Source organism: Marinimicrobium sp. UBA4509 (assembly GCF_002388575.1).
GTDB classification, from domain to species: Bacteria; Pseudomonadota; Gammaproteobacteria; order Pseudomonadales; family Cellvibrionaceae; genus Marinimicrobium; species Marinimicrobium koreense.
This window is the reverse complement of the sequence record NZ_DGMV01000006.1, coordinates 7,319-28,455: the sequence shown is the minus strand read 5'-3', so window position 1 is coordinate 28,455 and position 21,137 is coordinate 7,319. Positions and strand designations below refer to the sequence as shown.

Below are 21,137 nucleotides of genomic sequence, written 5' to 3'. Positions count from 1 at the left end.
TGGGTTTTCACGTCAAACTAAAGCTCCGATGCGTCGGGCCGATCTGTCATACGATTACCACGGGTGGGGAACGGCGGATGCGCGCCAGAGGCGCTTATCCGCCCTACACAAACTGCTGTGGCCCGGGCAATGTGAACTTTATGAAGGCCGTCGGTCGGCGCCCCAACTGCGGTGGATGCGGTCTTTGACGCGGCTGAGCTCTTCGTCGGTAATATTGGCGAGTTCGCCTCGTTCGAGCGGGTCGTAATGAAAAATGTACAGGCGCGACGCGAACTGCTCAAACGGCAATGAGGACTCGCCAAAGCGCTCGCCATTGCCCGCGGTGCTGACCAATACATCATCTCCCCAATGCTGACCACTGTCATTGTTGGGGTTGAAGAAGTACACCCGCATCACCTCTTTCGGGTCGAGCGCTACCCGCAAAATGGTGATCGCATGCCACCCCACAAACCGTGCAGCGCTGTCAGTGACGGCAATGCCCGCCGGCTGCGGATGGATCAGCGGTTGATTGCCGTTGTAGTATGGATGGTAGCTCGCGTAGAAGTGACGCAGAAAATCATCCAGCTCCCAGAGGTTTCCTGTAGCGACATCCACGTTGATGCGGAACCCTCGACCGGACCACCAGCCGTGAAACTCGGGGTTCACCCAACGGTGTGGATCACCTTCACGCCCGATACAACGGCGCCCCATTTCGGCGTAGATACGGTCCAGGTGTGGCACCACCAGAAGTGAGACCGGATCAAGATCCATGGGGATATCGGCGGCAACCCCGGCTTCACTTTCTCTTGAGGAAATCGGTTGGCCCTCAAAATGAATGATGATTTCATCATCACGCGCCGCCCAGACCACCATCTGCAACAGATAATCCGGATCGTTATAAGCCCACATGGACAGCGCCCGGGCCGACTGACAGGTGGGGTTATTGCCCTGCCCCACGCCCAGCGGTTGCCCCAGCATGCACAACACGCCCTGCATCAGCCAGGCGGTGGCCGACGGCTGTGCGCCGAAAATCATTTCCAGCCGTTGGGTACAATAGGGCGAGACGGGCAGCGCCAGCTGCCGCCAGAGTGCCGGTGCGACCGCCGGTTGGTAGAGAATGCCCCGTTCGAGCATCAAAGCCAGGCCATAGACGCCCTGAGCGGTTTCAGGATGGATGGCTTGGGCGATGATCGCCCGAGCCAGCTCACCGTAACACAGCAAACAATCCCGACCGGTACTGGAGAGCCCCAAAGCTTCGGAAAGCAAGTGGTCCCCGTGCTCCAACAGATGACGTAACAACACCGGGTGATAGGGAGAAACCAGACCGGTATCGTGCATGGCTCGGGCAAAACCCGTCGCCTCGTATTGCAATGCGCCGGCGTCCATCGCCTGAAGGCGCTCCTGATACACCTCCAGGCCCGGATCCTCGCGGCAGGCCTGGGTGGGACCAAACAGGCTGCTGATCAATCGGTCGGCGCCCTGCCCGCTGATACCCAACTCGATGGTCGGATTGACCTGACAGACCGCAATCTGGGTGATCATGCGCTTGACGCTGTCCACCTGAATGGGCCGCTGTTGCAAAATCCGCCAGATTTCCTCAATCAGCTTGTCGATGACGTGTTCGTAGCCAATCCGCTCCGCCAGGTGTCGGTACAGAGATCGGGTAATCAGCGCGAGACGCCCTTGCTGCTCTCTCTCCGCCTCGCTGGGCGTCCCAAAGAGCAGCTCCAGGTTAATGGCCAACACCTGGGTCAGATAATGATGGGCCTGCTCAGAGGACATACCCGGGTGCTGATAATCGCCCAGGGCAATGGCGAGCAGACGCAGCTCGCTGATAGCTTCAATCACCACCGTCGAGGCATCCGGACTTTTCAGCGAGTACGTAGTCAGTGACGGAATCAGGATCTGCGGCTGCGCCCAATCCGACCCCTCAAAGACCCCCGCCTCTTCCAGCCGCTGAGCGCGGGCTTCCAGAAAGGCACAACCACCGTCAAGCAATAGCACTCGCCGGGCAATATCCAGCAGGCGCTGGAGCTTGGTGATCTTGGCAAACTCACGGCTGTCGGCCAGTTGTTCAATCGCTTCGTCCAGCTGGTTTCCCAGGCGGACCAATTTGTCCGCCTCGGCACTGTGGTTCGTTTCCGTTAGGCTCAAGCCGGCCTCCTCAACTCATGCAATGGAGTTGATTATACATAGAAATCCAGCTCTTCCTGGTGTTTGAGCAAATCCCGCATGGTGTAGGGGTCTTCACCAAAAAAGTAAACCAGGCCCCAATGGGTGCCAAAGGCGGTACGTTTGGTGACCGTCTCCTCAACCGGCGGGGTAAGCTCATGGAAATCAAAGTAAGGGTGATCTTCCGTCTCCGCGGGAATTTCCAGTTTGCTGACGACCCGACGGCGCGGGTACACACCGAAACAGCCAGCATGCCCCTTTGCATCAACCACTTCTTTGGGAAAGAATGCCTTGATCTCCTCGTCAGTGGTTTTGGGATCGAACGAAAGAATCAGACCCTGGTAAGCATTGAACCCGTAAGCACGCTCCAACAACTCGAACACTTTGAAACCGGGCGGACGATAGGCCACCTCACCAAAGTACATTTCACCATCGCTGGTGACGAAATATTCAGGATGCACAAATCCGAAATCAATATCAAAGGTTTTGATCAGTTTTTCGATTTGTTGAGTAATCTGGGGCCGGTATTTCTCGAGCTCGGGCGTCGCCGGCACGAACACGGAGTAGCCGAGCGTGACATACTCGGAAATGTTCAGAAAGCAAATCTTTCCGTTGTGAATCCAGGCCTCGACGGCGAATTCCCAGCCATCAAGATGGGACTCCATCAACACGGGAAATTCCTCGTCGGGAATGGTGTCCACTTCATCCGGCGTTCGGATGACCCGATGCCCCAGACAACCGGCTTTATCAAAAGCCTTCAGGTGAATGGGGTCATTGGGGTCCCCGTCCAGTTTCAACAAGGTCTGATTGACCCGTTTCAAAAAGCGCACGACGTCTTCCTTGTCGTGTGCTTCTTCGAAAATTCCCACGCGAATGCCGCCCAGCTGGGCACGACGCTTCATCAGCGCCTTGTCCCGCAACAGCATGGCCTGACCAAACAGGCGCGGGTTATCCAGCAGGACCGAGTTGATTGCACCGGCCCACTCCACGGTTTCTTCAAACAGAGGAATCGCCACATCCACGCCCATATCCTTCAGGGTCTGGGCAATTTCCATGGAACGATCGTTCAGCCGCTCAAAGTTCCAGGGCACGTAGGGGATATCATGCTCTTTGCAGTAAGCTTCGGCCCACTCTGGAGCCACCACCACGTAGCGACGATCGAATTTGTCGGCCGCTTCAATGGCACCCAGGGCCCAGCCCAACAATGCGACGTAACCTTTTTCAGGACTGAAAGTGTGCTTGGAACTCATGGTGGGACTCTCCAGACGTGGCAGTGGTACAACCCCGAGCGCTATCGCACGGGCCCATCTATAAACATAGACAAGAGGCTTGCACTGTACCAGCCATAAGGTCCGGGACACCTATGGTATCGATAGACTTTATAGTTATATGGAGGGAGGGCTGATTTCCGAGTTTGGTGATGGCGGATGCGCCCAAGTAGGGTTATGGCGGATGCGCTCCGCTTATCCGCCCTACGTATGGTGACCGAGAGCGCCTGCCCCCCAATAAAAAAGGCCGGCAAATGCCGGCCTTTTTCAGAACAACCTGACTGACGAATCAGTCCTGGTTCTTCATCTGCGCCTTGATCAGGTCACCCAGAGTGGTGGGCGAAGCCTGCTCGGCGGTTTTGGCGCTGTGCTCTTTAACAGCGGCCTTCTCGTCGGCGACGTCTTTGGACTTCACAGACAAGTTGATGGTGCGGTTTTTGCGGTCAACGCTGATGATCTTGGCTTCAACTTCTTCGCCTTCTTTCAGCACGTTGCGCGCATCTTCCACTTTCTCGCGGCTCAGTTCAGAGGCCTTCAGGTAGGCTTCAACGTCTTCCGCCAGAGTCACGGTCGCACCCTTGGCTTCAACTTCCTTCACAGTACCCTTGATGACGGAACCTTTGTCGTTCTCGGCCAGGTACTCAGAGAAGGGGTCGGTCTCCAGCTGCTTGATGCCCAGAGAAATACGCTCGCGCTCCGGGTCAATGGCCAGAACCACAGTTTCCAGCTCGTCGCCCTTCTTGTACTTGCGTACCGCTTCTTCGCCGGCTTCGTGCCAGGAGATGTCGGACAGGTGAACCAGACCGTCGATACCACCGTCCAGACCGATGAAGATACCGAAATCGGTGATGGACTTGATCTTGCCGCTGATCTTGTCGCCCTTGGCGTAAGTACGAGCGAAGACGTCCCAGGGGTTTTCCTGGCACTGCTTCATGCCCAGGGAGATACGACGACGCTCTTCGTCGATGTCCAGGATCATGACTTCCACTTCGTCGCCCACATTCACGACTTTAGACGGGTGGATGTTCTTGTTGGTCCAATCCATTTCGGAGACGTGAACCAGACCTTCCACACCCTCTTCCAGCTCGGCAAAGCAGCCGTAATCGGTCAGGTTGGTAACCACAGCCTTGACCTTGACGCCTTCCGGGTAGCGACCGGTGATGTTGACCCAGGGATCTTCACCCAGTTGCTTCAGACCCAGAGAAACGCGGTTGCGCTCGCGGTCGAATTTCAGAACTTTGACTTCAATATCGTCGCCGACATTGACGATTTCGCTCGGATGCTTGATGCGCTTCCAGGCCATATCGGTAATGTGCAGCAGGCCGTCAACACCGCCCAGATCTACGAAAGCACCGTAGTCGGTCAGGTTCTTGACGATACCTTTGATGGTCATACCCTCTTGCAGGGTAGCCAGCAGCTCTTCGCGCTCTTCGGAGTTGGCTTGCTCCAGAACGGCACGACGAGACACCACAACGTTGTTGCGACGCTGGTCCAGCTTGATGACCTTGAATTCCAGCTCTTTACCTTCGAGGTGGGTGGTGTCGCGCACGGGGCGAACGTCTACCAGAGAGCCCGGCAGGAAGGCACGGATGCTGGATACATCCACGGTGAAGCCACCTTTGACCTTACCGTTGATAACGCCTTTGACCACTTCGTCAGCAGAGTGAGCGGCTTCCAGCACTTTCCAGGCTTCAGCGCGCTTGGCTTTTTCGCGAGACAGGCGGGTTTCACCGAAACCGTCTTCTACGGTTTCCAGTGCGACCTGTACTTCGTCGCCGATTTGCAGTTCCAGCTCGCCGTCTTCGTTCAGGAATTGGCTGGCCGGGATTACGCCTTCAGACTTGAGGCCGGCGTGTACCGTTACCCAGTCTTTGTCGACGTCGATGACAACACCGGTCACGATGGTACCCGGCTGCATATCGACGGATTTCAGGCTCTCTTCAAACAGTTCAGCAAAACTTTCGCTCATGGACATTCATGCTACCTTTTAGTACCCGATCGATCCGCTTGTCTGTGGTGCGGTGTCACGGGTTTACCGTACTGCCAGTGGTACGGGTCAGTTTATGAAAGAGACAGGATCCGGCTTTCAAAGCTGGCGCCAGCCGGGCTGCCCATGCCAGGGTCTGTACACATTGGTCTGGATACACGCTCTAGCAAGCGCGGCAGGCTAGCAGATTGAAAGGCAATTGGCAAGGATAGGGACTCATTCGAGCCTTTTTACCTTAATACTCGAATTCGATGGAGGGGCGAGTCCGGGCCAAGAAGGGGAACACCCTCCCAAGACACGCCGTGAACCCATCCCTGGGGGCTCGCCTCGCGGAGTCCCTCCGCTTACGGTCTTGCAACAACACCCCGGGGCTCGCCCCTGTTATGGAGCGACCTTGTTGACCCAACTACAGGATATACCGACTCAGGTCCTCATCCTTCGCCAGTTCACCCAACTGCTTCTGCACGTAATCGGCGTCGATTTCCACGCTGGTCTGCTGGCTGCCGGAGTCGAAGGAGACGTCTTCGAGGAGGCGTTCGAGCAGGGTGTGGAGGCGGCGGGCGCCGATGTTTTCGGTGCTTTCGTTGACTTCGAAGGCGGTCTCCGCAATGCGGCGGATGCCGTCGGGTTTGAAGACCACTTCGACGCCTTCGGTTTTGAGCAGCGCCTGGTGTTGTTCGGTCAGGGAGGCGCTGGGTTCGGTGAGGATGCGTTCGAAGTCATCCGGGGTCAGGGCGTTGAGTTCGACGCGGATGGGCAGTCGGCCCTGTAGCTCCGGAATCAGGTCCGAAGGCTTGCTCAGGTGGAAGGCGCCCGAGGAGATGAACAGGATGTGGTCGGTTTTGATCATCCCGTGTTTGGTGCTCACGGTGCAGCCTTCAATGAGCGGCAGCAGGTCGCGCTGGACGCCTTCGCGGGAGACGTCGGCGCCGCTGGTTTCGCCTTTTTTGGCGACTTTGTCGATTTCATCGATAAAGACGATGCCGTTCTGTTCGGCCGCTTTGATGGCGTCGGCTTTGACTTCTTCGTCGTTGATCAGGCGGGCGGCTTCTTCTTCCTGAAGCTGTTTGAAGGCCTGCTTGACGGTCATTTTGGTGGTCTTCTTCTTGTCTTTGGACAGGGAAGAAAACATGTTCTGCAGCTGGCTGGTCATGTCCTCCATACCGGGAGGGGCCATGATCTCCACGCCCATGGGGGTGCTGGCGACATCGATTTCGATTTCTTTCTCGTCCAGCTCACCCTCGCGCAGTTTTTTGCGGAAGATCTGGCGAGTGCCGGATTCGCCGGTGTTTTCGGTGTCGCCGCCACGGGCCGGGGGCAGCAGTACGTCCAGGATGCGCTCTTCGGCGGCTTCGGCGGCGCGGTGCTGGACGGTTTTCATGGCCTGTTCGCGGTGCATCTTGATGGAGATGTCCACCAGGTCGCGGATGATGGATTCCACGTCGCGGCCGACGTAGCCGACCTCGGTGAATTTGGTCGCCTCGACCTTGATGAAGGGCGCGTGGGCCAGCTTGGCCAGGCGGCGGGCGATTTCGGTTTTACCGACCCCGGTGGGGCCGATCATCAGGATGTTTTTGGGGGTGATTTCGGCGCGCAGGTTTTCATCCACCTGCATCCGGCGCCAGCGGTTGCGCAGGGCGATGGCCACGGCTCGCTTGGCTTCGTTCTGGCCGATGATGTGTTTGTCCAGTTCGTGGACAATTTCCCGGGGGGTCATGTTTGACATAACGGACTCGTCAGTTCGTCAGGCCAGCGAGGCTCAGTAGTCGAGGGTCTCGATGGTCTGGTTGTGATTGGTGTAGATGCAGATGTCGCCGGCGATGGTCAGTCCTTTTTCGACGATACTTTGGGCATCCAGTTCGGTGTTATCGAGCAGGGCGCGGGCGGCGGACTGGGCGAAGGCGCCACCGGAGCCAATGGCAATCAGGTCATCTTCCGGCTGAATGACATCGCCGTTACCGGTAATGATCAGGGACGCTTCGGCGTTGGCCACTGCCAGCAGGGCTTCCAGGCGGCGCAGGGCCCGGTCGGTGCGCCAGTCTTTGGCCAGTTCCACAGCGGCGCGGGTCAGTTGGCCGTTGTGGGCTTCAAGCTTGGCTTCAAAGCGCTCGAACAGGGTGAAGGCATCGGCGGTGCCGCCGGCGAAGCCCGCGATCACCTGATCTTTGTACAGGCGGCGAACCTTGCGGGCGTTGCCTTTCATGATGGTGTTGCCCAACGACACCTGCCCGTCGCCGCCAATGGCGACCTGGCCGTTGCGGCGCACGGAGAGAATCGTGGTTCCTCGGTATTGTTCCACAAGCCATCCTTTATCAATGCAATAAGTATGAAGTCTGAATGGCAGAAGTGGGGGCTGGGCCCCGGGATTTCAAGCAAGCAAGGGAGGCGGACGGGCGGTTATTGTTTCTTCCGCTTGAGCACCAGCGCGTGGTAGTCGTTGGACACCAGGGTAGAGCGGGCGCTGGCCAGGCGGGACTGGTTGCTGAATGGTCCCACCAGCACCCGGTGCCAGGTCTCGTTGTTGTTCAGAGTTACCTGCTCGGTGTAGGCGTCCAGGTTCAGCAGCAGCAACTGGGCGCGCAGGCTGTCCGCTTCGGTGGCCTTGCGGAAGGAGCCCACCTGCAGGATGAATTCGTCCCGGTTGGCGGTGTCGTTTTGCTCGGCATTTGCCTGGCTCTCGCTGGGCTCGGTCGCCGGGACGATCACTTCGCTCTCTCGCAGCAGCTTGTAGAAATCGAAGCGCGGTTTGGGGTTGCTGGGCTCGGCCTGGGGCTCCACCGGCTGCGCGGTCTGGGTTTCTTGGGTCGCGGTGTCCGCCGGGTCGGTTTCCGGGACCTCGACATCGGTCAGGCGCATCAGAAACACGATAAAGCCCCCGAGCACCGCCCCGGTAAACAGCCACACCCAGCCGGGCACCTGGCTCTTGGGCCGGTTGCGACGGGGGGCAGGACGATTTTTCTTGGCGTAGTCTCGGGTCATGATCGCGTTGCTTTCCAGTGGTCACAGCGCGGCAATTGTACCCATCGCCGACCCGCCCGGCCAGTGGTCTTTGGGGCGGGCGAACACTAGCCCATATCCTGTGGGTCGACATCAATGGACCAGCGATTGCGCTTGGCCAGGGCGTGCTGCTCCATTTCCGGGGCCAACTGGCTCAACAGCTTTTGCAGTGCTCCCCGGTTGGCCGCATTGACTTGCAACTGGTAGCGGAACCGGTCACCGCGCTTTTCCAGCATGGCGGGCAAAGGCCCCAGATAGCCCAGCTCGTGACCGGGTGGGTGACGCTGCTCGGCCAGGGCTCGAACCTGTTTGAGGAAGGCGACCGCATTTTCCGGTCGCTTGGACTCGGCGCGGATCAGCGCCATGTGCCGGAACGGGGGCAGCCCTGTCAGGCGCCGTTCACTGAGAATCAGCTCGGCAAAGGCGTGATAGCCCCGCTCGAGCAGGGTGCGCACCAGAGGATGCTCGGCGTGGTGGGTCTGAATGATGACCTGCCCCGGTTTGTCCGCGCGCCCGGCCCGTCCGGCGACCTGAAGCAATAACTGGCCCATGCGCTCGGGGCCGCGAAAGTCGGTACTGAACAGACCGGCATCCGAGTCGAGAATGACCACCAGCGTCACGTCGGCAAAGTGATGGCCTTTGGCCAGCATCTGGGTGCCCACCAGAATGCAGGGGTCGCCCCGGTGAACTTCCTCAACCAGATCGCGGAATGCGTTTTTCTGGCGAGTGGAGTCCCGGTCGACCCGCAGCACCCGGGTGTCAGGGAAGTGTCGTTGCAGGGCTTCTTCACTGCGTTCGGTGCCCTGGCCGAGCGGCTGCAGGCGGGTGCTCTTGCAGGATGGGCAGGCCCGGGGCACCGCGCGCTGATGGTCGCAGTGGTGGCAGTGCAGATGGCGCGGAGTCTGGTGCAGGGTCAGGCGGGTGTCGCAGTGGCGGCACTCGGCCAGCCAGCCGCAGTCCGGGCATTCCAGTGTGGGGGCGTAGCCGCGTCGGTTGAGAAAGACCAGAACCTGGTTGCCCGCATCGAGGGTGGTGCGAATCCGCTCCAGGGTATCGCGGCTGAAGCCTTCATCCAGGGGCTGGCGGCGAATATCCTGAGTGAGCAACTCCGGTGCCCGGGCATTGCCGGCCCGGTGGGTCAGGCGCAGGTAATGGTAGCGGCCGGTGCGCGCGTTGTGCAGGCTTTCCAGCGACGGCGTGGCGCTGCCCAGAATCAGTGGAATGTTCAGGCGGTGGGCGCGGAGGGCGGCCAGGTCCCGGGCCGAGTAGCGAAAACCGTCCTGCTGCTTGAAGGAGCTGTCGTGCTCTTCGTCCACAATGAGGATGCCCAGATCAGCCATGGGGGTGAAAATGGCGGAGCGGGTGCCGATCACGATCCGGGCTCGACCGTCCCGGGCCTGCAGCCAGGCATCGAGCCGCTCGCGGTCATTCATGCCCGAATGCAGGGCCACCACGGGTTGGGCGAAGCGGCGCTGAAAGCGGGCCAGGGTCTGGGGTGTCAGGCCAATTTCCGGTACCAGTACCAGGGCCTGTCGACCTTGAGCCAGGGTGCGGGCGATGGCCTGCAGGTAAATCTCGGTTTTGCCGCTGCCGGTGGTGCCGTCGAGCAGGCTGATGTGAAAGCCGTCCTCTGGAATCTGGGCCAGGGCGGCGGCCTGCTCATCGCTGAGCGTAAGCGGGGTATCCCTCAGAATATTGGGTTCCGGCGATGGTGTGAGCACTTGCTCACGGCTGAATACCAGTCCCTTGTCTTCCAGTGTCTTGACGTGGCTGCGGGCGATGCCCAATGCCGCCAGGTCCGCCCGGTTCAATGCCCCCCGTTGTTGCAGGGCGGCGAGCAGTTCCGCCTGGCGAGGGGCCCGCTTCAGGGCGCCCTCGGGGAGGCCTTTGCCTTCGGTGGTCAGTTGCCAGTAGGGCTCGCCTTTCTCCCGGTCGGGCTCGCCCTGGCGCAGCAGCACCGGTAGGGCCGTGTGCAGGGCGTCGCCAATGGGGTGCTGATAGTAATCGGCCGCCCAGAGGCACAGGCGCCACAGATCGTCCGGCAACAGTGGCTTGGTGTCGAGCAGGGCCTCGGCCGGGCGCAAGTTCTGCAGCGGGAGTGATGACTCACTTTTTACCCGGAGAATGAGCCCGATCAGACGCTGGTTGCCGAAGGGCACCCGTACCCGTTGCCCCGGCTTCAGCAGGGTGGTGTCTACCCCTTCTGGCGGCAGGTAATCAAACCGGCGGCGCAGCGGTGTGGGCAGGGCGATTTCCAGAACAGTAGGGGCGGCCATGTACTCCCGTCGCGTGGTTGAATTCAAAAGGCGCCCAGAATAACCGATTGACGGCCCCTTTGGCAGCGCTCGTGCCTGTACGAAAAATGCTCTAAAGTCCTTGCGTTGCCGGGTGTTTCTGGTATTATGCCCAGCTCTCAAAACCAGCCGTATCCATTAACCGTTGTGCGGTGCTCGGCAAAATCCTGCGTTCCAGATGGGCTCAGGTCGACTGAGTGGCGGCACAAAGATGAAAGGCATTCACCATGAAAGCTGATTTACACCCCAAATACGAAGACGTAACTGCGACCTGCAGCTGCGGCAATACCATCAAGACCCGCTCTACTCTGGGTAAAGATTTCCTGGTTGACGTTTGTTCAGAATGTCACCCCTTCTACACCGGTAAGCAGAAAGTGGTAGACACCGGCGGCCGTATCGATCGCTTCAAGAAGCGTTTCGGCAGCCGCATCGCCGCCAAATAAGGCGATTGGCATGGCCCTTGGGCCCTTGCTGATAAGCGACATGAAAACGCCGGGGGCGAGAGCCCTCGGCGTTTTTTTATGGAGAGCCTTCAGCGTATTTTCCTGCAGAGCCTTCAGCGTATTCTCTTATAAAACCCGCGGCGTTTTTTTGGGTGCCCTACTGGCCCTGAGCGCGTTTCCCGGCGCTGCCTGCCCCTTGCCGGAGGGGCTTGAGCACGAGTCGGTACAGGTGGCTGGGGTTCATGACGGCGACAGCGTACGCCTGGCCGATGGGCGCCGGGTGCGCCTGATTGGCATCAACGCGCCGGAGTTGGCGCGCGAGGGGCGGCCCGCAGAGCCGCTGGCAAAAGCAGCGCGCGAGGAATTAAAAAAACAGCTTGTTGAGAGTGAGGTTCTGCTGGTCCAGGATCAGGAGCGGCACGACCACTACGGCCGCACCCTGGGACACCTGTTCACCCTGGAGGGAAAGAGCCTGGAAGCCGCCCTGTTGCGTCAGGGGCTGGGTTTTCATATCGCGATACCGCCGAACATGACCTTGGCCTCCTGCCTGTCTGAGGCGGAAGGTGAGGCGCGGGCGGCGTCCCGTGGGGTGTGGGCCGAGAACCAATGGCCGGCCCTTGAGGCGAGCGGCCTGACCTTGCAGGACACCGGTTTTCAGCGAATCCGTGGAACGATCACGGATGTCAGCCGAGGCGGTGGCTCGGTCTGGCTGGAGCTTGACGGGCCCCTCGTACTGAAGGTGCCCGATTCCGTGTGGTCGTCCAGTCCGGTTCTGGCGCCCGGTCAGAGGATCGAAGTTCGGGGCTGGGTGACCAGTCGCGCCGGAAGCCGTGCGGTTCGCCGCGGGTTCAAACCGCTGGTCCTGTCCGTACCGTCCGGCTTCGCCATCGAGCGACCGGCTGCGGGCCGCCCCTAAAACAGCTCCTCCGGCAGTCGTTCGCTGTCACTGCTGCCATTGCCGTTGCCATTATCGTTGTACGGCGGTACCTCTTCGGCACGGAAAATCTCAAAGATCGCATCCGGGTCCCCGGGCTGAGCCCGCTGGCCATTCTCTGGGTCAATGCGCACGGTCACGATGCCTTCGGGTTGCGGTGCCGGGCGGTCCGGCTTACCGGCAAGTGCGCTCCGCATGTAATCAATCCAGATCGGCAGTGCGGCCGTGCCGCCGTACTCGCCTCGACCCAGCGGCGTGTTCTGGTCGAAGCCCAGCCAGGCGACGGTGACCAGGTCGGGGTTGTAACCGGCGAACCAGGCATCACGTGGGCCGTTGGTGGTACCGGTTTTGCCGGCGAGGTCCGCCCGGTCCAGCACTCTGGCTCGACGGCCGGTACCTCGGGCCACGACGTCGCGCAGCATCGAGTCTATGATGAACGCGGTGCGCTCACCCAGCACTCGTGGGGCGATGGGGAGCGGCTCCAGGGTCGCTTCGTCTTCATCCAGCAGCGCCAGTTGGGCGGGTTGCTCTGGCGCCAGGCGTTCGTCCGGGCCGGTCTCGGCCGCGCGTTCGGGCTCGCTGGCGTAGATGTCGGCGATCAGGCTGACCGGCTCTTCCTCTTCTTCCTGCTCGCGCTCACAGTCTTCGCAGACGGTGGCGGGGCGAGCGACATGCAGCGCTTCACCGTGATCATCGTCAATGCGTTCAACCAGATAGGGTGCAATGCGGAAGCCGCCGTTGGCGAAGATGGCGTAACCGCGCGCCATATCCATGGGGGTCAGGGCGTGACTCCCCAATGCCAGGGACAGGTTGCGCGGCAAGGCCTCGCGGTCAAAGCCAAACTTCTCGAGCGTGTCGAGGAGCGCCGGCAGGCCGATGCTGCGCAGCACCCGGATCGAGACCAGGTTGCGGGAGCGGTACAGCGCTTCCCTCAACCGGGTCGGCCCGAGGAAGGTGCCGCCGTCGTTCTCCGGACGCCAGGCGCCTTCCAGGCTGGCGTCTTCGATGACAATGGGGGAATCGTTGACGATGGTCGCCGGGGTAAAGCCATTCTCCAGCGCGGCGGTATAAACAAATGGCTTGAAGCTGGACCCGGGTTGGCGGGCCGCCTGCAGGGCGCGATTGAAATTGCTCTGGCGGAAGTCAAACCCGCCCACCAGCGAGCGCACGGCACCATCGCGCGGGTCGAGGCTGACCAGCGCGGCCTGGGCCTGGGGGAGCTGACGCAGGTGCCATACGCCGCCGATCTGGCGCAGGCGGATCAGGTCGCCGATCGCCAGGACATCGCTTGCGCTCTCGGGGAGTGGGCCGCGGGCGTTTTCGTTGAGATAGCGGCGCGCGGTGGACAGGCTCTGATCCCATCCCAGCTCAATGGTGTCTCCATTGGCCAGCAGGATCTCGGCCGAGCGCTCTTCCAGCGAGAGCACCAGGCCGGGGAGCAGGCCGCCGTAGACCGGGGTGTCCGAAAGCAGTTCCTGCCAACTGGACAGGTCTTCCGGGCGCTCGCCGAGTTGTTGTTCGGGGCCGCGATAGCCGTGGCGCCAATCGTAGGTCAGCAGCCCGTCAACCACCGCCTGCTGAGCCGCCGCCTGATAGTCGCTGTGGATCGTGGTATAGACCTTGTAGCCGGCGTTATAGGCGTTCTCGCCAAACCGGTCCACAGCCTCGCGTCGGGCCAGCTCGGCGACATAGGGTGCATAGAGTTCCAGGGTGGCGCCGTGGTAGCGGGCGTCATCCGGCGTGTTCACAGCGACGTCGTAGGTGGCCTGATCAATATGCCCCAGCTCCAGCATGCGGCCGAGAATCCAGTTGCGCCGGATCATGGCCCGTTCGAGGTTGGCCAGGGGGTTGTAGGCCGAGGGTGCCTTGAGAACGCCCACAATCATGGCCCATTGATGAAGTTCCAGCTCGTCGATGTCCTCGCCGTAGTAAATTTGGGCCGCAGCCTGAATACCGTAGGCGCGATTGCCGAAGAACATTTTATTGCTGAACAGCTCAAGAATTTCCTGTTTTGTGAGCTCGTTCTCAATCTGAAGAGCCAGCAGGATCTCATTGAATTTACGGGAAAAAACCTGTTCCCGGCTCAGGAAAAAATCCCTGGCCAACTGCATCGTGAGGGTGCTTCCCCCCGATTGAATCTCACCTGTTTTCAATAATTGTGACGCGGCTCGCAAAAGTCCGCGAATAGATACGCCCGGATGGTCGTAAAATTCCGCATCTTCGGCGGATAATAACGCTTTAATGTAAAGGTCAGGCAGCTCTTCGAACGAAACCGGTGTGCGACGCTGTTCACCAAACTCGCCAATCAGCTTGCCGTCGCTTGAATAAACCCTCAGCGGGGTCTGTAATTGAACTTGCCTGAGGCTCTCCACGGGGGGCAGTTTGGGGCTTAGATAGAGGTACAACCCCGCCAAAACGGTGAGGGAGGCGCCAGCTCCGGCGATAAACAACCAGAAAAGCAGGTTCAGATAAGACTTTTTGATAGGCATTTTTTCTATGAGAATTAATAAGTTAGCGAAAATGGCGGCAAGTCGCCGCATTATACGGGCTTTTTGCCTGTTTACATATGCGCGGTCTTGTTGCAGGCTTAACTTAAAGTCCTATAACATAAACTTCCTCTAAGTTACGGATATAGATAGAAAAATGGGCATTCTAAGCTTCCTGGAAAAAAGGGCGAAGCCGGTCTTGGGGTTGGACATCAGTTCAACGTCGGTCAAGCTTCTGGAGCTCAGCCGACACGGTGATCGCTACCGGGTGGAGACCTATGCCGTACGTCCGCTGCCCCCCGGGGCGGTGGTCGAGAAAAACATCAACGACCCCGAAGCGGTCGCCGATGTGGTCCGCACGGTGGTCAAGCAATCCAAAACCAAGCTCAAGCACGCGGCCGTGGCGGTTGCCGGTTCTGCCGTGATCACCAAAATGATCGACATGCCGGCGGGTCTCAGCGACGACGCCATGGAGACTCAGATCTCTATAGAGGCCGATCAGTATATTCCGTTCCCTCTGGAGGAGGTTGCCATCGATTTCGAGGTGCAGGGCGAATCGCCCCGCAACCCCGAGCAGGTGGAAGTTCTGCTGGCAGCCTGTCGGCGGGAGAATATCGATCTGCGGGTCAACGTTCTGCAACTGGCCGACCTTCAGGAAGAAGTGGTCGATGTGGAGGCCTATTCCATGGAGCGGGCCTTCGGCCTGGTCGCGGAGCAACTGGAAGACCAGGATGGTCAGGTCGTTGCGGTGATCGACATCGGGGCGACCATGACCACACTGAGCGTTCTGGTGGACGGCCGCACAGTTTATACCCGCGAGCAGCTGTTCGGTGGCAAGCAACTGACCGAGGAAATCCAGCGGCGCTACGGCCTGTCCATGGAAGAAGCCGGGCTGGCGAAGAAGCAGGGCGGTCTGCCGGATGATTACGAGTCAGAAGTGCTCGGCCCCTTCAAAGAGGCCGTGGTCCAGCAGGTGACCCGCTCGCTGCAGTTTTTCTTTTCCGCCAGCCAGTACAACGATGTGGACTACATCGTGCTCGCCGGTGGTGTCGCGTCCATGGAGGGCCTGGTCGGGCTGATTGAAGAGAAGCTCGGTACTCAGACTCTGGTGGCCAACCCCTTTGCCAATATGTCGGTGTCCTCGAAAGTGAACGCGGTCGCGTTGGCCAATGACGCCCCCTCGATGATGATCGCGGCCGGCCTGGCGCTGAGGAGTTTCGACTGATGGCAAGAATCAACTTATTGCCCTGGCGGGAAGCCTACCGCCAGGAGAAGAAAAAAGAGTTCCTCGGCATCCTGGTGGGGGTTTTGATTCTCGCGGGTCTGGTGGCCTACTTGTGGGTATCGAGCATTCAGTCCTCGATTTCCGACCAGGAAGCCCGCAACCGACTCCTCAAGACCGAAATTTCGGCTCTGGAAGCGGCGGTGGCCGAGATCCGGGAGCTGCGAGAGAAGCGCGAAGAGTTGCTGGCCCGCATGCGGGTGATTCAGGACCTGGAAGGCAAGCGGCCGGTCATCGTGCGCTACTTCGATGAAATGGTGCGTGCCGTCCCCGACGGGGTCTATCTGAACCGGCTGGAGCGCCAGGGCGAAGTGATCCTGCTCGAAGGGATCGCCGAGTCCAATAATCGGGTCTCCAGTTTTATGCGCAATCTTGATGAGTCCGACTGGTTCGCGGCGCCGAACTTGAGCTCGGTGACTGCCGCACCGGAGCAGGGTGAGCAGGCAAATGCCTTCAGAATGTCGGTACGCACCTCGGCGCCGGCAGATCAGGCCGGTGTTGATGAGGGAGGAAACTGATCATGGCATTTTCCGATACTCTGGAGCAGTTGAAAAACTTTGATGTCAACGACATCGATTTTGAGCGCATTGGCGTCTGGCCCCTGCCGGGCAAAATCTTCGTCTGTGTGCTGCTGGTGGTCGTGGTTTTTGCGCTGACCTATTACCTGAAGGTCAAGGATCTGAATACCCAGCTCGATCGCGTGGTTGCTGAAGAAACCAATCTGCGCCAGACGTTCGAGACCAAGAGTTTCCAGGCCGCCAACCTGGAAGAGTACCGGGCGCAGATGGTTGAAATGGAAAAGTCCTTCGGTGCCTTGCTCTCTCGGTTGCCCAGTGACACTGAGGTGCCGGGTCTGCTGGAAGATATTGATGCCCGTGGGTCTGAAAGCGGACTGGACATCAACAGTATCCGCCTGGAGTCCGAGCAGCAATCCGAGTATTACGTGGAGCTGCCCATCAGCATTGACGTTGAAGGCGGCTATCACGACCTGGGCACATTTGTCAGTGGTGTTGCCGGCATGCCGCGCATCGTGACGCTGCACAACTTCACGATTGCTCGCCAACAAGACAGCGGCACGCTGACCATGCAGATCGGGGCGAAGACCTATCGCTATAAGTCACAGGATGAATCTAGTGATGAATAGAATTATAACGTTTACCAGTTTAGCCATCTGTCTGGCCGCGCTGACCGCCTGTGGTAGTTCATCCGATCACCGCGACCTGCAGCAGTATATCCAGCAGACCAAGGCCCGCCCGGCGGGGCAGATCGAGCCCCTGCCGGCGTTCCAGCCATACCGGCCGTTTAGCTACAGCGCCATGACCCTGCGCAGCCCGTTTGATCCGCCGGCCCGGGAAGAGGAGCGGCGGGTGCAGCTAAGTGGTAAACAGGTTCAGCCGGATCTGAATCGGGAAAAAGAGTATCTGGAAAGCTTTAACGTGGCCAACCTGACCATGGTCGGCACCTTGACCAAAAACGGTCAGCTTTGGGCGTTGATCAACGACGGCCAAGGCGGTGTTCACGCGGTCACGGAGGGTAATTACCTGGGTAAAAATCATGGACGCATCGTGTCCGCATCGCGGTCACAGCTTGAACTTTTGGAAATCGTCGCCGATGGCGCCAACGGCTGGGTCGAGCGTCCCAGAATTATTGAATTACAAGAAAAGGAATAGGCCATCATGCGAGCACTGTGCTTATTGGGGTTAACCATGCGAAATCTAGCCTTGTTACTGGTCTGTCTGGCGCCTTCCCTTGTGTGGGCCAAGTCACTGAACAATATCCAGTTCTCGGAGTTGCCGGGGGAGCGATTCGAAGTCCGTTTGGGCTTCGATGACATGCCGCCGGAACCCGAGGGCTACACCATCGAGCAGCCGGCACGTATCGTGCTCGACTTCCCGGAGGTAACCAGCGCACTGGAACAGCGGCGTTTCCCCCTGTCGTTCGAGAACAGCAAGAGCGCGCTGGTGCTTAGTTCCCAAGGCCGCACGCGCCTGATTCTGAACCTCAGTGAGCTGACCACTTACAGTGCACGGGTGGACGGTAATACCTATGTGCTCGAGGTGGGCGCGGCCCAGGGCGGCTATGTTTCCCGCCCCGCACAGGCGACCAGCGTTGCGGGCGACCGTCAGTCGCAAACGGCCCCCCGCGCCGACAGTGAACCTCGGGTCACCAATATCGACTTCCGTCGTGGTGAGGAAGGCGAAGGCCGAGTTATCATCAACCTGTCCGATGACAACATCAGTGCCGATGTCACCGAAACGGCCAAAGGCATTGAGCTTGAGCTGGGTGGGGTCAATTTGCCGGAAGCGCTCCGCCGTCGTCTCGACGTGGTGGATTTCGCCACCCCTGTGACCATGGTGTCGGCCTCTCAGGACCGCCGCGGAACCATCCTGAATATTGATGCCAATGGCGAATATGACTACATGGCCTACCAGGCCGACAATGAGTATGTCATCAGCGTGAAGCCGTTGACCGAGCGGGAAATTGAAGCGCGGGATCAGGAGTTCAGTTACACCGGCGACAAACTGTCCCTGAACTTCCAGGACATCGAAGTGCGCAGTGTACTGCAGATCATTGCCGACTTTACCGACCTCAACCTTGTGGCCAGTGATACGGTCCAGGGCCGGATTACCCTGCGTCTGGATAATGTGCCCTGGGATCAGGCGCTGGATCTGGTGTTGAAAACCAAAGGCCTCGACAAGCGTCAGAACGGCAATGTTCTGATGGTGGCGCCGGCGGCCGAGATCGCTGAGCGTGAGCGTCAGGAGCTCGAGTCCCGTCAACAGTTGGAAGAGCTGGCACCGCTGCGCACCGAGTACATTCGGGTTCGCTACGCCAATGCCCGGGAGATGTTTGAACTGTTCCGTGGTGAGGAAGGCGAGGGTGGCCGCAGTGGTGGCTTATCGGGTGGTCAGGGCGGTAACCGCGCGACTGGCAGTGTTCTGTCCGAGCGGGGTGATGCGATCGTCGATGAGCGCACCAACTCCATCATCATCACCGATACCGCTGATCGTATCGAAGCCTTCAAGCGCCTGGTGGAACAGATTGATATTCCGATCCGCCAGGTGATGATCGAGGCCCGTCTGGTGATTGCCAACACCGATTTCCGTCGTGAAATGGGGGTTCGCTGGGGTGGCGTCGGCTTTGATCGCTCCTCCGATACGCTGGTCGAAGTGGCGGGCTCCACAGCCGGTCTCGACTCTAACCCGGGCTCGCCCGCCGAGTGGCTCACCGGAACCGGCACACTGGATCTGGAAGAGAACATGATGGTGGACCTGGGGGTCGACAATTCGGCCGGTAGCTTCGCGTTCAGCGTTCTGTCCGACAGTGCCTTTATCGACCTGGAGCTGTCCGCTCTGGAGAACAACGGTCAGGCCGAGATTGTCTCCCAGCCCAAGGTGATCACCGGAGACAAGCAGCAGGCGACCATTATGTCCGGCACGGAAATTCCCTATCAGGAAGCCTCGGCCAGTGGTGCGACCACCACAGCGTTCAAAGAAGCCGTGTTGAAGCTCGATGTCACACCCCAGATTACCCCCGATAACCGCATCATCATGGACCTTGTGATCAATCAGGATTCTGTTGGCGCTCTGAACCAGGCCTCCGGTATTCCCACCATTGATGTGACCGAGGTGATGACCAAAGTGCTGGTGCAAAATGGCCAAACGGTCGTGCTCGGTGGTATCTTCCAAGTTGAACAGGTCAAGGGCGAGGACAAGGTTCCGTTCCTGGGCGACATCCCGGTACTGGGACGTATGTTCAAGCGGGACATTACCAGTCAGGAAAAACGCGAGCTGTTGGTGTTCATTACCCCCAAAATCATGGCCGATACTTTAACTGACTGATCCATGCCCAATAATGTGTTTCTGGTCGGCCCCATGGGGGCCGGCAAATCAACCATCGGCCGCCTTCTGGCGGCCGAGTTGAAAGTCCCCTTCTATGACAGCGACCGTGTGATTGAGCAGCGCACCGGTGCCGATATCCCCTGGATTTTTGATGTCGAAGGCGAGTCTGGTTTTCGTGATCGCGAGTCGGCGGTTCTGGCCGAGCTGGCCGAGGAGCCCGGCGCCGTGATTGCCACCGGAGGCGGCATCATATTGCGCCCCGAAAATGCCGAGGTGATGCACCGCGGTGGCCGCGTGTGCTACCTGACCGCTTCGGTGGAACACTTGGTAGAGCGCACCGCCAAGGACAAAAAGCGCCCGCTGTTGCAGGTGGACAACCCCCGCCAGAAAATCGTCGAGTTGCTTGAGCAGCGCGACCCTCTGTACCGGGCGGTAGCGGACTGGGTGGTGGTGACCGACCGACGCCCGCCGAAGGTGGTGGCGCGGGATATTGCCGAACGTCTAGGCCAGGATTGAGCTCGGTTAAAGTTTCGGACGGTGTGCTAAGATGAGGGTTTTCCGACAACCCGAACGCAGTGCCGACTATGCAAACTCTGACCGTTGATCTCGCCGATCGCAGCTACCCGATTCATATTGGCGAGCAGCTCCTGAAGAACCGGGAGCTGCTGGTACGCCACGTGCGCGCCAAGCAGGTATACATCGTCACCAACGATACCATCGCGCCGCTTTACCTGCCCGCTCTGATCGAACTTCTCGACGGCTATCAGGTCGATACTACCGTGTTACCCGACGGAGAATCGTTCAAGAATCTGGAGACGCTGAATCAGATTTTTGATGGTCTGCTCGAGGCTCGACACAATCGTACGACGACCATCATGGCCTTGGGCGGTGGTGTCGTGGGTGACATGGCGGGCTTCGCCGCTGCGTGTTATCAGCGTGGAGTGGATTTCATTCAGTTGCCGACCACCCTGTTATCCATGGTGGACTCCTCTGTGGGGGGCAAGACCGGTGTCAATCACCGGCTCGGCAAAAACATGATCGGCGCTTTCTATCAGCCGCAAGCGGTGATCGCGGACATGTCCGTGCTGGAATCTCTACCTCCGCGCGAGCTGTCGGCGGGTATCGCCGAGGTGATCAAATACGGCCTGATATCCGATCGGGAATTTTTTGAATGGCTGGAGTCGAATCTGCCCGATCTCCTGGCGCGGGACCCTAAAGCGATGGCCTATGCCGTCAAGCGTTCTTGTGAGAACAAGGCGCAGGTTGTGGCCCGGGATGAGCGAGAAGGTGGGCTGCGCGCCATTCTCAACCTGGGGCATACCTTTGGCCATGCGATTGAAACCCATCAGGGCTATGGCGTCTGGTTGCATGGTGAAGCAGTCGCCGCAGGTATGGTGATGGCGGCAGACCTGTCCCATCGACGAGGGGCCATTACGGCTGACGAGCTGGACCT

General features: G+C 59.4%; 17 protein-coding genes. 9 read left to right on the top strand and 8 right to left on the bottom strand.

Annotated features, from left to right (window positions below):
* Window positions 1–138: 138 nt before the first annotated feature.
* The 7 genes from B3520_RS00480 to B3520_RS00450 all read right to left on the bottom strand — a co-directional run bounded on the left by B3520_RS00480 (window position 139) and on the right by B3520_RS00450 (window position 10,679).
* Entirely contained in the window at window positions 139–2,133 is a 1,995-nt protein-coding gene (locus B3520_RS00480) for a hypothetical protein (protein ID WP_286875063.1), read from the bottom strand.
* Between the two features lie 32 nt (window positions 2,134–2,165).
* Window positions 2,166–3,401 (bottom strand): ATP-grasp domain-containing protein, encoded by a 1,236-nt coding sequence (locus tag B3520_RS00475; protein ID WP_286875060.1) that lies wholly within the window; start codon window positions 3,399–3,401, stop codon window positions 2,166–2,168.
* A 307-nt stretch (window positions 3,402–3,708) separates the two neighbouring features.
* Window positions 3,709–5,388, bottom strand: a complete 1,680-nt coding sequence (rpsA, locus tag B3520_RS00470; protein ID WP_024460011.1) for a 30S ribosomal protein S1 — start codon at window positions 5,386–5,388, stop codon at window positions 3,709–3,711.
* Window positions 5,389–5,812: 424 nt separating this feature from the next.
* Entirely contained in the window at window positions 5,813–7,132 is a 1,320-nt protein-coding gene (hslU, locus tag B3520_RS00465; protein WP_286875056.1) for an ATP-dependent protease ATPase subunit HslU, read from the bottom strand.
* A gap of 33 nt (window positions 7,133–7,165) precedes the next feature.
* Window positions 7,166–7,705 carry an ATP-dependent protease subunit HslV gene (hslV, locus tag B3520_RS00460; RefSeq protein ID WP_024461357.1) on the bottom strand — a complete coding sequence of 180 codons (540 nt, stop codon included), beginning with the start codon at window positions 7,703–7,705 and terminating at the stop codon, window positions 7,166–7,168.
* A gap of 98 nt (window positions 7,706–7,803) precedes the next feature.
* Window positions 7,804–8,385 (bottom strand): SPOR domain-containing protein, encoded by a 582-nt coding sequence (locus B3520_RS00455; RefSeq protein ID WP_123638373.1) that lies wholly within the window; start codon window positions 8,383–8,385, stop codon window positions 7,804–7,806.
* Window positions 8,386–8,471: 86 nt separating this feature from the next.
* A complete protein-coding gene (locus B3520_RS00450) occupies window positions 8,472–10,679 on the bottom strand; it encodes a primosomal protein N' (protein ID WP_286807667.1) in 2,208 nt (735 codons plus the stop codon).
* Between the two features lie 245 nt (window positions 10,680–10,924).
* Here B3520_RS00450 and rpmE point away from each other — a divergent pair, with 245 nt between their 5' ends.
* Both rpmE and B3520_RS00440 read left to right on the top strand, forming a co-directional pair.
* Window positions 10,925–11,140 carry a 50S ribosomal protein L31 gene (gene rpmE, locus B3520_RS00445; RefSeq protein WP_123638371.1) on the top strand — a complete coding sequence of 72 codons (216 nt, stop codon included), beginning with the start codon at window positions 10,925–10,927 and terminating at the stop codon, window positions 11,138–11,140.
* A gap of 148 nt (window positions 11,141–11,288) precedes the next feature.
* Window positions 11,289–12,056, top strand: a complete 768-nt coding sequence (locus B3520_RS00440; protein ID WP_170162887.1) for a thermonuclease family protein — start codon at window positions 11,289–11,291, stop codon at window positions 12,054–12,056.
* Here B3520_RS00440 and B3520_RS00435 read toward each other — a convergent pair.
* Window positions 12,053–14,563 carry a penicillin-binding protein 1A gene (locus B3520_RS00435; protein ID WP_286807666.1) on the bottom strand — a complete coding sequence of 837 codons (2,511 nt, stop codon included), beginning with the start codon at window positions 14,561–14,563 and terminating at the stop codon, window positions 12,053–12,055. The two genes, B3520_RS00440 and B3520_RS00435, sit on opposite strands and share 4 nt — an antisense overlap.
* A 154-nt stretch (window positions 14,564–14,717) precedes the next feature.
* Here B3520_RS00435 and B3520_RS00430 point away from each other — a divergent pair, with 154 nt between their 5' ends.
* The 7 genes from B3520_RS00430 to aroB form a co-directional block, all read left to right on the top strand.
* Complete coding sequence (locus B3520_RS00430; RefSeq protein WP_286807665.1) at window positions 14,718–15,785, top strand: pilus assembly protein PilM; 1,068 nt, start codon at window positions 14,718–14,720, stop codon at window positions 15,783–15,785.
* Window positions 15,785–16,360 carry a PilN domain-containing protein gene (locus B3520_RS00425; RefSeq protein WP_286807664.1) on the top strand — a complete coding sequence of 192 codons (576 nt, stop codon included), beginning with the start codon at window positions 15,785–15,787 and terminating at the stop codon, window positions 16,358–16,360. The genes B3520_RS00430 and B3520_RS00425 overlap by 1 nt, the downstream gene beginning before the upstream one ends.
* Window positions 16,361–16,362: 2 nt before the next feature.
* Window positions 16,363–16,986, top strand: coding sequence for a type 4a pilus biogenesis protein PilO (locus tag B3520_RS00420; protein WP_123638368.1), 624 nt, complete (start codon window positions 16,363–16,365; stop codon window positions 16,984–16,986).
* Window positions 16,979–17,512 carry a pilus assembly protein PilP gene (locus B3520_RS00415; protein WP_123638367.1) on the top strand — a complete coding sequence of 178 codons (534 nt, stop codon included), beginning with the start codon at window positions 16,979–16,981 and terminating at the stop codon, window positions 17,510–17,512. The genes B3520_RS00420 and B3520_RS00415 overlap by 8 nt, the downstream gene beginning before the upstream one ends.
* Before the next feature lie 36 nt (window positions 17,513–17,548).
* On the top strand, window positions 17,549–19,684 hold the full coding sequence (gene pilQ / locus B3520_RS00410) for a type IV pilus secretin PilQ family protein (protein WP_286807661.1): 2,136 nt from the start codon (window positions 17,549–17,551) through the stop codon (window positions 19,682–19,684).
* Window positions 19,685–19,687: 3 nt separating this feature from the next.
* Window positions 19,688–20,200: a shikimate kinase AroK gene (gene aroK, locus B3520_RS00405; protein ID WP_123638365.1), complete on the top strand. Its 513-nt coding sequence runs from the start codon at window positions 19,688–19,690 to the stop codon at window positions 20,198–20,200.
* A gap of 68 nt (window positions 20,201–20,268) precedes the next feature.
* On the top strand, window positions 20,269–21,137 hold an 869-nt coding region (aroB, locus tag B3520_RS00400), incomplete at its 3' end, for a 3-dehydroquinate synthase (protein WP_286875053.1).